This window comes from Flavobacterium luminosum, from assembly GCF_023635005.1.
Classification (GTDB): Bacteria; Bacteroidota; Bacteroidia; order Flavobacteriales; family Flavobacteriaceae; genus Flavobacterium; species Flavobacterium luminosum.
Genome location: NZ_JAMLJM010000001.1, coordinates 370,044 through 384,264, shown reverse-complemented (window position 1 = coordinate 384,264; position 14,221 = coordinate 370,044). Strand labels below are relative to the sequence as shown.

Below are 14,221 nucleotides of genomic sequence, written 5' to 3'. Positions count from 1 at the left end.
ATGACACCGAATCATTGTAAGTTAAGTGTTAATATTAATAAAATTGCCACATTGCGTAATTCGCGTGGTGGTTCTACACCGAATGTGGTTGAAGCTGCTAAACGAATTCAGAGTTTTGGGGCGCAAGGAATCACGATCCACCCTAGACCAGATGAAAGACATATACGCTATCAGGATGCACGAGATCTAAAAAATGTAGTGTATACAGAGTATAATATAGAAGGAAATCCTCAGCATAATTTTATCGATTTGGTTTTAGAGTGCAAACCCACTCAGGTGACTTTGGTTCCTGATGCTATCGGTGCTCTAACTTCTAACGCGGGTTGGGATACTATTCAGCATAAAGCCTATCTTAAAGAAGTAATTGCAGAATTTCAACGCAATGGTATTAGAACTTCTATTTTTGTGGATCCAGTTTTGGAAATGATTGAAGGGGCAAAAGAAACCGGTACCGAGAGAATTGAATTGTATACTGAAGCTTACGCCTATCAGTATGCATTGGGCAACAAAGATGGTATTCTGCCTTATGTAGCTGCAGCGAAGTTAGCTAATGAGTTAGGTTTAGGGATTAATGCAGGTCATGATTTGAGTTTGGACAATATTCAATTTTTTAATCAGAATATTCCAGGTCTATTGGAAGTTTCTATTGGTCATGCTTTAATTTCCGAATCTTTATATTTGGGTCTAGAGAATGTAGTACAGATGTATCTTCAAAAATTAAAATAAAATGTTGTTGCATTCAAAAATTGAAGGGAAAGGGAAACCGTTACTCATAATTCATGGTTTTCTGGGTATGTCAGATAATTGGAAAACCCTAGCGTCACAATATGCGGGAGAGGGCTATGAGGTGCATGTGCTAGACTTACGAAATCATGGAAAAAGTTTTCATTCGGAAGATTGGGGCTATAATTTCATGGTTGAAGATGTAGTAGATTATTGTAAGCATTATAATTTGACTGAAGTTGCGGTTATAGGTCATTCCATGGGAGGTAAAGTAGCCATGTTATTGGCAACAACGTATCCAGATTTGGTTGAAAAGTTAATTGTAGCAGACATTGGACCTAAATTTTATGCTCCGCATCATCAGACAATTTTAGCAGCGTTGAATGCTGTTGACTTTTCAAAAAAACCGTCTCGTGCAGAGGTTGAAGCCATAGTTTCTGAATACATAACTGATTTTGGAACACGACAGTTTTTGCTGAAAAATTTATACTGGGTGGAGCCGGGACAATTGGGTTTCCGTTTCAATTTGAAAGTTTTTACCGAAAACCCTTCGGTTATAGGTCAAGTGCTGCCTTTTGAAAATCAGTTTGATAAAAAAACGTTATTTTTACGCGGAGATAAATCGGATTATATTTTAGATTCAGATTTCGAAACAATTTATCATCATTTTCCCAATGCCCAAATAGAAAGTGTTTCTAATGCAGGACATTGGTTGCATGCCGAAAATCCAAAAGAATTTTTTGAAAAATCAATACATTATTTAAATCTTTAAAAAGAAACAGATGAACTTATTAAAAAGACTTTTAATTTCGACAATCATAGTAATCTTGCTATCTTATTTTATGCCTGGCGTGCAAGTAGATAAAATCACTACTGCGGTTGTTGTTGCTGTAGTTTTAGGATTGTTGAATACTTTTTTGAAACCTATTTTGGTGTTTTTTACCATGCCAATTACGTTTTTTACACTTGAATTATTTCTTTTAGTCATCAATACAATTATTGTCTTATTGTGCGATTATCTTGTAGATGGCTTTGATATTGACTCTTTTTTAACAGCCATGTTTTTTAGCGTCTTGCTTTCTGTTTCCGAATGGGTATTGTATAAGTTTATAAAAGACTAAAAATTAACAGGTTAAAATTCAGTTAAATAAAATTTGTTGGGTGGTATAAATTATGTAATTTTGCCACCCAATTTTAGTACGTAAAAAACTTAATAATGAATATTACAAAAACGAATATCGATGCGTTAAACGCAGTGGTAACTGTAGAAGTAGCAAAAAATGATTATGCAGAGAATGTAGAGAAAGTTTTGCAAAACTATCGTAAAAGCGCTAACATACCTGGTTTCCGTAAAGGGCAAGTGCCGATGTCTTTGGTTGAAAAGCAATATGGTAAAGCCGTGTTAGCTGAAGAAGTAAACAAATTATTACAGGAAAGCTTAAACAAGTTTTTAGTTGATGAAAAATTAGATATTTTAGGAAATCCACTTCCTAAATTCACTGAAGACTTCAATTGGGATGCAGATGATTTCAAATTTGAGTTTGAATTAGGTTTGGCTCCTCAATTTGATGTAAAGTTAGACGGTAAAAACGATTTAACGTATTTCAAAATTGTTGCTGATGACAAATTGTTAGACGAACAAGTAGCTAGAATCCAAAAACAATTTGGTAAAATGATTGCCAAAGAGGTTGTGGCTGAAGATGATGATATTCGCGGTACTTTTAACAATGAAGAAAAAGGAATCAATGCTCCGGCACAGATTACTTTAGATATTTTTAAAAACAAAGAGGCTGCTAAAGCATTTATCGGCAAAAAAGTAGGTGATGTAGTAACATTACAAACTAAAGGTTTGTTTGAAGACGATCATAAATTAATGGATTACATGGGAGTTTCTCATGATGAGGTTCATGGTTTAGAGGTTGATGTAGACTTCAAAATTGAAGAAGTAACTACTAGCGAACCAGCTGAGTTAAATCAAGAATTATTCGATAAATTATTTGGTCCTGGAGCTGTAACTTCTGTTGAAGAAGTAAAAGCTAAAATCAAAGAAGACGCTGAAAAGCAATTTGCTCAACAAGCAGATCAAAAATTCTTCAATGATGCAACGGCTTTCTTATTAGACAGCCACCAAGTAGAATTACCAGCTGATTTCTTAAAAAGATGGATTCAGACTGTAGGAGAAAAACCGTTAACTGCAGAAGAAGCTGAAGCAGAATATGCAAAATCAGAAAATGGTTTACGTTATCAATTAATCGAAAGCAAAATCATCACTGAAAATAACTTACAAATCACTTTTGAAGAGTTAAAAGCTTATGCTGGAGATGTTATTAGAAAACAAATGGCTCAATTCGGTCAAGTAGATCCTTCACAAGAAGATGTAGACGGAATTGTGGCGCGTGTATTGTCTAACCAAGATGAAGTACGTCGTTTGTCAGAACAAGTTTTAAGCGAAAAAATGTTGAACTTCTTAAAAGAAAACATCAAATTTAAAACTAAAGAAGTTACTTTCGAGCAATTTGTAAAAGAAATGTACGGAGAATAATCCGTAAAAAATCCTTATATTTGAGCGTCAGATTGTATAATTTGACGCTTTTTTTATAGACAAAATGGCAGCATTCAAAAAAGGTATAACTTTTGACGAGTACATAGTCTATAAATTGAACAAGTTAACGTACAAACTCATAAATACTTTAGAATGAATTACGGTAAAGAATTTAAAAAATATGCAACTAAGCATCACGGGGTTAACAGTATGTACTACGATAAAATTGTAAGTAGTATGACTCCGTATATCATTGAAGAACGTCAGTTGAATATTTCTCAATTAGATGTATTTTCTCGTCTAATGATGGATCGCATCATTTTCATGGGAACTGGTGTCGATGATTACATGGCAAATATCATTCAAGCGCAATTATTGTTTTTGGAAAGTGTAGATGCTGCAAAAGATATCCAAATTTATATCAACTCTCCAGGAGGAAGCGTTTATGCGGGTCTAGGAATTTATGACACGATGCAGTATATTAAACCTGATGTAGCTACTATTTGTACAGGTATGGCTGCTTCTATGGGAGCCGTGTTATTATGCGCCGGTGCCGAAGGAAAAAGGTCAGCATTACCACATTCAAGGGTGATGATTCATCAACCTTCCGGAGGAGCACAAGGAGTAGCAACCGACATGGAAATTAATTTGAAAGAAATGTTGAAGTTAAAGGATGAATTGTACGAAATCATCGCACATCATTCTAAACAACCATTTGAAAAAGTATACAAAGATTCCGAAAGAGATTACTGGATGATTGCAGAAGAAGCAAAACAGTACGGAATGATAGATGAAGTGTTAAGAAGATAAATCAGTTTGCAGTTTTAGTTTATTTTAACCGAAAGCTATTCGGAATATAAAACTGCGGACTGCCAAAAAGAAAAAATGGCAAAAGAAATTTTAGAATGCTCTTTCTGCGGAAGAAAGAAATCCGAAACCAATTTATTGATCGCCGGAATTAATTCACACATCTGTGATAGATGTATTGAGCAAGCGCATGGAATTGTTTTGGAGGAAATTAAGTCGAGTGGTGGAGTGAAACCCAGCGTTGATCTCGTACTGAAAAAACCCAAAGAAATCCGAGCTTTTTTAGATAAATATGTAATTGGTCAAGAACAGACCAAAAAAGTAATGTCAGTTGCGGTATACAATCATTACAAGCGACTGATGCAACAAGATCATGGTGATGACGTAGAGATTGAAAAAAGTAACATTATCATGGTAGGTCAAACAGGAACAGGAAAAACATTGGTAGCTAAAACTATCGCCAAAATGTTAGATGTTCCGTTGGCAATTGTTGATGCGACAGTTTTAACGGAAGCAGGTTACGTTGGTGAAGACGTGGAAAGTATTCTTACCCGTTTGTTGCAAGCTGCTGATTATGATGTTGAGAAAGCGGAAAGAGGTATTGTTTTTATTGATGAAGTTGATAAAATTGCACGAAAAAGCGATAATCCATCTATTACGCGAGATGTTTCCGGAGAAGGGGTACAACAAGCCTTATTGAAATTGTTAGAAGGTACTGTAGTTAATGTACCGCCTAAAGGGGGACGTAAGCATCCTGATCAGAAGTTTGTAGAAGTAAATACCCAAAATATTCTATTTATCGCAGGAGGAGCTTTTGATGGCATAGAACGCATCATTTCTAAGCGATTAAATCGTCAAGCAGTCGGTTTTACAGCTTCTAAGGAAACAGACAAAATAGATGAGGCCAACTTATTGCAATACGTTATCCCTAAAGATATAAAAGAATTTGGGTTAATCCCTGAGATTATTGGTCGTTTACCGGTTCTAACACACATGGATCCGCTAGACAAACCAACTCTTAGAGCGATTCTAACAGAGCCTAAAAATGCTTTAATCAAACAATACAAAAAGCTATTCGCAATGGACGAGATAGATTTTTCTATCACCGATGAAGCTTTAGATTTTATTGTAGACAAGGCGATGGAATATAAATTAGGCGCTCGTGGATTACGTTCTTTGTGTGAAGCGATATTAACTGATGCCATGTATGAAATTCCAAGTTCTGATGTTAAGGAATTGCATATCGATAAGCATTATGTAGAGGAAGCGCTAAGTAAAAATTTATTGAAACGATTAGAAATTGCTTCTTAAATACAAAAAAAGCTCTCGAATTCGAGAGCTTTTTTTATGTCTATATGTGATTTTTTATTTTATTGAACAATGATAAATTCAACTCTTCGGTCTTTTTCAAACTCTGCTTCAGTACATTTGTCTTTACAAGTCGATAAAGGCATGGTTTCTCCGTAACTTTTTGAATTTAAACGATTTTTGTCGATGCCTTTTTTGGTTAAGTAAACTAAAGCGGAAATGGCTCTTTTCTCAGATAAGATTTGATTGTATTGATTCGAACCTCTGCTGTCAGTATGGGCATTAATAATGATTTTCATCTCTGGGTTTTCTACTAAAACACTGTAGATTTTATTCAAAGACAGCGTTGATTCTTTCTTCAGTGTTGCTTTGTTGTAATCAAAATAAATTTTTTCTATTACAATTTCCTTTTCGGTAACTTCTGCTTTTTTCTGTTCTAATGCTAAAGGAACGGCAGCATTTCTTTTATTGGTGTTTGCGGAAATTGTAGTTTCAAAATAACCATCTTTAGAAGCTTTAATACCATAGGATTCTAGTGGGTCTATATCAAATTGGAATTTACCTTCTTTAGAAGTCAGTTGTTTTGATATGATTTCTCCTTTTTCATTGGTTAATAGTACTTCAGTGTTAGGTAAAACAATTTTAGAATCTTTTTCAAAAACTAAACCATTAAGGTTAGTTGATTTTTTAACCAAATCAAATCTGTAAATATCAAAAGAACCTTTTCCTCCTTTTTTGTTACTGCTAAAATATCCTGTAGTACTGCTCGATAGGATAAAAGCCACTTCATCAGCAGAGGTGTTGATTGTTTTTCCTAGATTTAAAGGGGAAGAAAACCCGTCTTCTTTTATAGCAGCTACAAAAAGATCTAAATTCCCATAGCCTGGATGTCCGTTAGATGAAAAGTACAAACGTGCTTTCACTGGCGAACTATAAGGGAATTTTTCATCTCCAGCGGTGTTTATTTCATTTCCTAAATTTTTTGGATTGTGAGGAATGCCATTTTCATCGATATCCGCAACATATAGATCGTAACCGCCATAGCCACCGGGCATGTTGGAAGAAAAATATAATTTCTTTCCATCAGGTGATACATTTGGATTCTCAATCGAATATTCTTTGCTGTTAAATGAAACTGGTACTTCTTCAATCCATCTGCAACGGCATACTTCGTCAAACTTTCTTTTGTATAACTGATAATTTTTAGAATATTCTGTATTGCTTTTGGTGTAATAGATTCTGTTTTCATCAGGAGAGAATGATACTCCTGTTTCGTTTCCATCGGAATCTAAAACTTCAGCAAAGAAATAAGGGTGACTTAAATTACCATTCTTATCAATATCTGTGCAATATATGGTTTTGTATGGTTCGTTGGTATTAGGGTCTTTTTTCGCACCTATTGCTCCTGTTTTTCTAGAGGAATAAATGATATATTTTTCCATAAAAAAGGTAGAACCTATATCAGATAAAGGAGAATTGATACTGGTAGTATGAATAGTAAAAGTATCTGGTGCTTCATGGATCTCTTGGGTCGAAAAAGGGGGAATGGTTTTTGTTGATACCGAAGAATTTTGTGCAGTAATAACGTTATTTATTATCAAGAACAAAAAGAGTAATCTTTTTATCATAATTTAAGGTTAAGTTAACTTTAATTCTGACAAAATTATAAGAAAACAATTGTTTAATTCTGATTAATTCGATGAAAGACTGTAAAAAACGATGAAAAGCAAGACGTGGAAATTTTGCTTAAACTCGTATTTCGGTTTTTCTTTTTTATTGTTTTTGAAGCACAAGTAATTGTTCTAAATAATCTCTCTGGTTAGAGAGCCTCGGAATTTTATGTTGCCCCCCTAATTTATCTTGATTTTTAAGCCAATCGTAAAATAAATTGTTTCTGGCAACATTCACGATTAATGGATTTAACGTCATGTTATTATAACGTTTGGCTTCATAATCGGAGTTTAACGCTTGAATGTTTTGATCTAACAATTGAGAAAAATAGTTTAGATCTTCCGGTTTTTTTCGAAATTCAATAATCCACTCATGTGCTCCTTTTTCCTTTCCACTCATAAACACAGGAGCAACGGTATAGTCAGTAACTTCTGCGTTGGTGGCTTGACAGGTTTTTGCAAGCGCTTGATCGGTATTTTCGACCATTAATTCTTCGCCAAAAACATTAATATGATGCTTGGTTCTTCCTGTTACTCTAATACGGTAAGGTTTTAAAGAGGTAAAACGAACCGTATCGCCAATGAGATATCGCCACAATCCTGAATTTGTAGTAATGACGATCGCATAATTTTTATTGAGTTCAACTTCAGCCAGTCTGATTATTTTCTGATTAGGAGTTCCAAAAGTCTCCATTGGAATAAATTCATAAAAAATTCCATAATCTAGCATCAGTAATAAATCGTTGGAATTATTCAAATCCTGAATAGCAAAAAAACCTTCCGAAGCATTATAAATCTCGTAATACCTGAATTCTGGTTTTGGTAAAATATTTTTGTATTGAAGGCGATACGGATCAAAACTAACGCCTCCGTGAAAATATACTTCCAAGTTAGGCCAAATTTCCAGTAAGTTGCTTTTTCTAGTTTCTTCTAGAAGCTTATTTAAAAGCACAAGCATCCAAGAAGGTACGCCGGCAAAACTAGTAACATTCTCTGTTTTGGTTTCATTAACAATGGCTAAAAGTTTGGTTTCCCATTCGCTCATCAATGAAGTTTTGTTGCTTGGGGTACTACTAAATTCAGCCCAAAATGGCATGTTGTCAATTAAAATGGCTGATAAGTCTCCAAAAAAAGTATTATTGTCTTCATACAATTGTTTGCTTCCACCCAAGCGAAGACTTTTTCCTGTAAAAAGTTGAGAATCTTCGTTGTTATTCAAATAGAGACATAACAAATCTTTACTTGCTTTATAATGGCAATCTTCTAAGGCTTGATTGCTTACCGGAATAAACTTGCTTTTTGCATTAGTGGTACCGCTGGATTTAGCAAACCATTTGATTGGTTCATTCCAGAACACTCCTTGTTCTCCTTTGCGGGTTTTTTCTATGAAAGGTTCTAGGTCTTCGTAGGTAGAAACCGGAACGCGTTCCTGAAAAGTGTGGTATGTTTTTATAGAACTGAAATCATAGTGTTTTCCTAAAAACGTAGTTTCCGATTGTCGAATTAAATTCATTAATAATTCTTCCTGAACTTCATTAGGGTATTTTAAGAACAATTCAATCTGATGAATACGTTGTTTTAAAACCCATGAAGCAATTGAATTTATAATCGGTAGAGGCATTTTTTATTATGATTTTAGAGTTATGAGTAATAACTTTACCAAAAATAGAAATTTAATCTAAAAACCAAAATTTAAAAAACCAAAATCTTTTATGTTTTACGAAGGTGTTTTAACAAAGATGCAAACCGAATTTGCCAATCCTATTCAGTATTATTTAGTATTTGAAAATAGTTTTCTGAATGTAAATCAATTGATAGGGAAGGAGTTCGAGATTGCATTTCAAGGATACCAATGTTTGGAGTGTGGTAAAAAGAAAAAGATTTTCCGACAAGGTTTTTGTTATGATTGTTTTATGAAAAGTGCTTCGGCTGGGGACTGGATCATGAAACCTGAACTCAGCACGGCTCATTTGGATATTGAAGACCGTGATTTAGAATACGAAAAAAGAGTACAGTTACAACCCCATATAGTTTATCTTGCACTCTCTAGTGAGGTTAAGGTGGGTGTTACTAGAAAGACTCAAGTTCCCACACGATGGATAGATCAAGGAGCCGTTCAGGCTGTTCCTATAGTTGAGGTTCCTAATCGTTATCTTGCCGGTATAACCGAGGTGGCGCTTAAGAGTCATTATGCAGACAAAACGAATTGGAAGAAAATGTTGAAAAATGATGTTTCTCATTTGGATTTATTGCAGGAGAGATTGAAATTAGAACATTTGCTTCCTCCTGAAGTTTCGGAATATTTCTACACTACTAAAGACGATCTGTATAAATTAGAATATCCTGTACTAGAATATCCTGAAAAAGTGAATAGTTTAAATTTAGATAAAACACCAGCATTCAGCGGTAAATTAATGGGTATCAAGGGACAATATCTCATTTTTGCCGACGGGACGGTATTTAATATCCGTACTTTTGAAGGTTATGTAGTGAAAATAGCTTAATAAAAAAAGAGTTCTCCTACGAGAACTCTTTTTTTAGTAATACTTTATTGTTGTTTCTTTTTCTTACCGAATAAGCCTTCAATTAATTCACCGGCTTTATTTTTCACTTCCTCTTTTTTGGTATCGGTAGTTTTAGTAGTATCGGTTTTTTTCTTGCCTCCAGTAATAATGTTGCTTAAAGCATCAGTTCCTTTGTTAAGGTATTTGTCTTTTTGCATTTTTGCTACTTGCATCGCCAAATTAGAAGTAGCTTGCTTCATGTCGGTACTTACTTTAGGATTTTTAAAGTTTCCTGTCATTAAAGCGGTAATTGGTACATTCTCAATTTTGGAGGCTTCGCTTGGTGTCAGTTTTGCTAATAATTTGTTTGCTTCTGTTCCTAGGTATTTTGCCGGAACATCAAATTTCAAATTGTAATTCATACTCTGATCAAAACCATGTGTTCCTCCAATTTCTGCAGTAATGTCTTGGTATTTAATCTTAAAAGGTTTCACGACTACCTTGCCATCTTTGAAAGAAATAGCTGCTTTAATATCGTTAAGATTTAGTTTTTTCATATCGATAAACTTAATCTGCGATCCTAAAGCGTTTAACATTTGTGAATTGTTAGGATTTACGGTTGAAGAAAGTAATTGCCCTAATAAATCTCCCGTTAAACTTGGTAAAATCGGTGTCATTTCAACAGCATCTAAATTTCCGTTCAGTTTGATGTCAGAATTTAGTTTTCCTGCAACGACTCCTGCAATAGGTGCAATGGCTTTGAGCATATCTAATTGGGTAAAGGATTGCGCAATGTCTACCTTGTTTAGATTTAAATTCATATTGAATTTTGGAGTGTTGCCTTTGGTTGAAACTACACCGTTGAAGCCAATTTGCCCATCGAAGATATTTGTTTTAACGTTTTCTAATCTTACGGCCTCATCTTTAATAATCATTTTTCCTGAAACCGCTTTTAGCGTTAAATTATCATAGACTACCGTATTTGCTTTGGCTGTGATGCTACAATCCAAGAAAGCCGGAATTTTTACTGCTTCTTTTTTAGTAGTTTTAGTAGAAGTACTTTCGCTAGTTGTGGTTTCTTTTTGAGTTGATTTTGCTGTTGCCGAAGCTGGTTCCATGAAATCGGACACTAGGAATTGGTTCGAATTCATGTTAAAATTACCTTTTAACACTTGATTACGAAATAAGAAACCGTAGAAATTGTCTAGTGTCCCGTTAAGTTGAATGTCAGAATTACCAGTTTTTAAATCTAATTTATTTAAAGCGATATGGTTGGTGTTAAATGTTACCGCAGCTTGTTTAATCTGAACTGGTTTTGCCATTTCTGGACCAGAATAATTAAAACCGGTTAATGAAACATGCCCAGAGTTTTGTATGTTTTGGTATTGACTTTTCTCTACCGAAAGCATGTCAAATTTCGTTTTTACATCTGCATTCAAAATACCGGAAAGCGGTTTGTCTAATTTTACGGGGTAAGCTTTGGTTACATTTCCTAAATTAATAATTCCCTTCAATTCGGCATTCACCAAAGCGTTGGTTGCTACATTGCGAATATTGGCTTTGGCATTAAAAACGTCTTGATCTATTTTAAACGACAATTGGTCAAGATTCACATAAGTATCATTCATTATACCCGTTTCATTCACAATTTTAGTGTCAATAATGATATTTCGTACCGATTTTGGTAATTCAGGGTATTGAAAAGAAGCATTTTGCGAGGCAAGGCCAATATTGAATTTAGGAACGGTAGTGTCACTTAAGGTTCCTTTTACTTTACCATTAACAGAGAAATTTCCTGTTGTTTTTACCGTACTTAGATTGCCTGCATAAGCAGAAGGAATGAGGCCTAAAAAGTTTTTAAAATCAGAAGTAGGTGTTTTGAAACTCAAATCATATTCTTGTCCGTTTTCTAAAAGTTGAATAAAACCATCAAACTCCAAAGGCAATTCGTTAATTTTTGCTTTGTTGTGCTTGAAACTGTATTTGCTTTTTTCTAAATCGATTCCCAAGATGGCATCTAATGATAAACGGACATGGTTCATGTAATTCATTTTATCCATATCAATAGAAATCGTAGCAGTAGATTTAGTGTCTAGATCAAGTTTTTGTGTGCCAAAATTTCCTTTTCCGGTGTGATTTAAACTATCAATCACCATTTTTATTTTGGAACGTTCATCATAATATTTGAAACGGAAGTGCTCCACTTCATAATTTTGAATGTTCATGGAAAAAGGTTTGCTTTCTTCTTTTGGTTTTTCTGGGGTTTCTCCCTTCAATGCAATATCGAAGTTGCCTATTCCGTCTTTATTGAACAAAATATTAGCCAATCCATTTTTTACAGAGATAGATTCTAAAGTCATGGGCTCATTTCCTTTAAAAATTTCGGTAATCGCCATGTCGAGACTCAGTTCTTCAAATGCAACTAAAGTATCTCCTTCGAAAGGAGCCTTATTGATTACAAGTAATTTTTCAATGGAAACATTTGCATCAGGAAAACTTCTAAATAAACTCAAATTAGCATCTGCAAATGAAACCTTTGCATTTAAGTTGTCATTAATAGTTTGCTGGATTTTTGCTTTGATTTGATCTTTAAAAAATAAAGGTATCGCAGCTAATGTTCCTAACACGACTACTAGAAATATGCCAATACCAATAAAAATTTTCTTTTTCATATAGGTTAAATTTATATAAAGATAGCAAATATCTTTCCGTTATTCTTACAAAAGTAAGACATATGTGATAAGGTATGGTAAAGTTTTTATAAAAAAAAATCCGCTCTATGCAGAACGGATTTCGAGGTTAATTAGTATGTAAAGTTATTTGATTTCTATTACAAAAGGTAAAGAAGCCTGTAATCCTTTTTTACTATTCAATTCTTTGATGCGTTGAATCATTTGATAATTTTCTTCGCCTAATTCTTCTTTTAATAAAGTTTCTCTTGTTTTTAAGAAACTGAAGAAACCACTACCTCCAAAGATGTCTTCAAAGTCTTTTTCGTATTCAGGGAATTCTACCGTCGCATAGTCTTTTACTTTTGACATATGAGCAGCATGCGCAATAGCATCATCCATACCGCCTATTTTGTCAATCAATTTTAAACGTAAAGCTTCGGTTCCGCTCCAAACACGGCCTTGTGCAATGGCATCAACTTGTTCAAAAGTCATCTTACGACCCGCAGCAACACGGCTGACAAAGGTCTTGTAAATTTGTTCTACACTTTCTTGAGTGAAATTTCTAAAATCGGTATCAATAGGAGTGAAAGGACTGTATTCCGATGCGTTTTTGTGTGTTTCAACCGATTCTGAGTTAACCCCATATTTCTTTGTTAATTCAGAGAAATTAGGCAACATTCCAAATACTCCAATAGAACCAGTAATAGTGCTAGCTTCTGCGAAGATTTTGTCTGCGTTACAAGCAATGTAGTAACCTCCAGAAGCGGCTAGGTTACCCATAGAAACTACAACAGGTTTTACTTTTTTGGTAATTTCAATTTCTCTCCATATTAAATCTGAAGTCAAAGCGCTTCCTCCGGGACTATCAATTCTAAGTACAATGGCTTTCACATTGTCGTCTTCGCGAGCTTCTTTCAAGGAACGACGCATAGATCCTTCGCCTACCACATCGATATCTCCTTCGCCAGAACCAATTTGGCCTTGAGCATAAATAATCGCAATTTTATCTTTGGTTGAAAATTCATTCTCAAAGGCAATATCTCTAGCATAGTCTAGAATGTTTACTTTATTGTAGTCTTCTTTGTCATCAACCTTTAATAGTTTTTTAATGTCTTTGTGGTAAACATCCTCATAAGCTACAAGATCGACTAATTTGTTGTTTTTAGCCATTTCTGGAGTTCTTGCCAACAAATCATTTGCAATTACATTGAGTTTGCTTACTGGAATATTTCTAGATTTAGAGATATCTGTAACCATGGCATCCCAAATAGAATTTAGAAAACTAGTGATTTGCTCTCTGTTTTCAGGACTCATTTGGTTGGTAAGGAAAGGTTCTACGGCACTTTTGTATTTTCCGTGGCGAATAACTTCCATTTTTAAACCGGTTTTATCTTGAAAATCTTTGAAATACATGATTTCAGTTGAAAGTCCTTTAAAATCCATTTCACCCACAGGGTTTAGGTATATTTTGTTAGCCACAGAGTTTAAATAATATTCTTTCTGAGTTAAAACATTGTCATAAGCTAAGACAAATTTTCCTGACTTTTTGAATTTTTCTAATTCGTCACGTAAGGCTTTTGTTTGTGCCACTCCTAAATTTAATGAGTTGTTTAGGATTGAAATTCCTTTAATTTTATCATCGGTAGCTGCAGCCTCGATAGCTCTTAAAATGTCCGACAATCCATCATGTGTTCCTTTTTCATTCAAAAAAGGCATGTCTTTGTAGTTGAATTTTCCGCCGTAATCTTGGGTTACTTTTTCCAGATTTAATTCTAAGACAGAGTTCTCTTTGACGATTGTTTTTTCTTCTCCTCCAAATAAGGCTCCTAAGATGATAATTCCGAAGAAAAACAGGAAACAGAAAAGGAAAAGTCCTACAATAGTGGACAATACATTACTTAAAAATTTCATTCTATTAATTTTTTTATTATCCATTAGTAGTCTAAAATGGTTTTTTGTTACATTAAAATAGTTATTAACACTTGCATAAATATC

General features: G+C 34.2%; 11 protein-coding genes. 7 read left to right on the top strand and 4 right to left on the bottom strand.

What is annotated here, in order from left to right:
• The 6 genes from NAT50_RS01765 to clpX all read left to right on the top strand — a co-directional run bounded on the left by NAT50_RS01765 (position 1) and on the right by clpX (position 5,383).
• Positions 1–726: a pyridoxine 5'-phosphate synthase gene (locus NAT50_RS01765; protein WP_250590877.1), complete on the top strand. Its 726-nt coding sequence runs from the start codon at positions 1–3 to the stop codon at positions 724–726.
• A gap of 1 nt (position 727) precedes the next feature.
• Entirely contained in the window at positions 728–1,495 is a 768-nt protein-coding gene (locus NAT50_RS01760) for an alpha/beta fold hydrolase (protein ID WP_250590875.1), read from the top strand.
• A gap of 10 nt (positions 1,496–1,505) precedes the next feature.
• Positions 1,506–1,844: a phage holin family protein gene (locus tag NAT50_RS01755; protein ID WP_250590873.1), complete on the top strand. Its 339-nt coding sequence runs from the start codon at positions 1,506–1,508 to the stop codon at positions 1,842–1,844.
• A 95-nt stretch (positions 1,845–1,939) separates the two neighbouring features.
• Positions 1,940–3,265, top strand: coding sequence for a trigger factor (gene tig, locus NAT50_RS01750; RefSeq protein WP_250590871.1), 1,326 nt, complete (start codon positions 1,940–1,942; stop codon positions 3,263–3,265).
• 153 nt (positions 3,266–3,418) lie between these two features.
• Complete coding sequence (clpP, locus tag NAT50_RS01745) at positions 3,419–4,075, top strand: ATP-dependent Clp endopeptidase proteolytic subunit ClpP (RefSeq protein ID WP_250590869.1); 657 nt, start codon at positions 3,419–3,421, stop codon at positions 4,073–4,075.
• A gap of 75 nt (positions 4,076–4,150) precedes the next feature.
• Positions 4,151–5,383, top strand: a complete 1,233-nt coding sequence (gene clpX, locus NAT50_RS01740) for an ATP-dependent Clp protease ATP-binding subunit ClpX (RefSeq protein WP_250590867.1) — start codon at positions 4,151–4,153, stop codon at positions 5,381–5,383.
• Between the two features lie 59 nt (positions 5,384–5,442).
• Here clpX and NAT50_RS01735 read toward each other — a convergent pair whose 3' ends face one another.
• Complete coding sequence (locus NAT50_RS01735) at positions 5,443–7,008, bottom strand: OmpA family protein (protein ID WP_250590865.1); 1,566 nt, start codon at positions 7,006–7,008, stop codon at positions 5,443–5,445.
• Positions 7,009–7,153: 145 nt separating this feature from the next.
• Positions 7,154–8,671 carry a GH3 auxin-responsive promoter family protein gene (locus NAT50_RS01730; protein WP_250590863.1) on the bottom strand — a complete coding sequence of 506 codons (1,518 nt, stop codon included), beginning with the start codon at positions 8,669–8,671 and terminating at the stop codon, positions 7,154–7,156.
• A 91-nt stretch (positions 8,672–8,762) separates the two neighbouring features.
• On the opposite strand from NAT50_RS01730, the gene NAT50_RS01725 reads away from it, so the two are divergent.
• The gene (locus NAT50_RS01725) at positions 8,763–9,554 is read left to right on the top strand and encodes a DUF2797 domain-containing protein (protein WP_250590861.1); all 792 of its coding nucleotides are present in this window, start codon (positions 8,763–8,765) and stop codon (positions 9,552–9,554) included.
• A gap of 44 nt (positions 9,555–9,598) precedes the next feature.
• Here NAT50_RS01725 and NAT50_RS01720 read toward each other — a convergent pair whose 3' ends face one another.
• The gene (locus NAT50_RS01720; protein ID WP_250590859.1) at positions 9,599–12,226 is read right to left on the bottom strand and encodes an AsmA family protein; all 2,628 of its coding nucleotides are present in this window, start codon (positions 12,224–12,226) and stop codon (positions 9,599–9,601) included.
• A gap of 144 nt (positions 12,227–12,370) precedes the next feature.
• Entirely contained in the window at positions 12,371–14,137 is a 1,767-nt protein-coding gene (sppA, locus tag NAT50_RS01715) for a signal peptide peptidase SppA (RefSeq protein WP_250590857.1), read from the bottom strand.
• Positions 14,138–14,221: the final 84 nt, after the last annotated feature.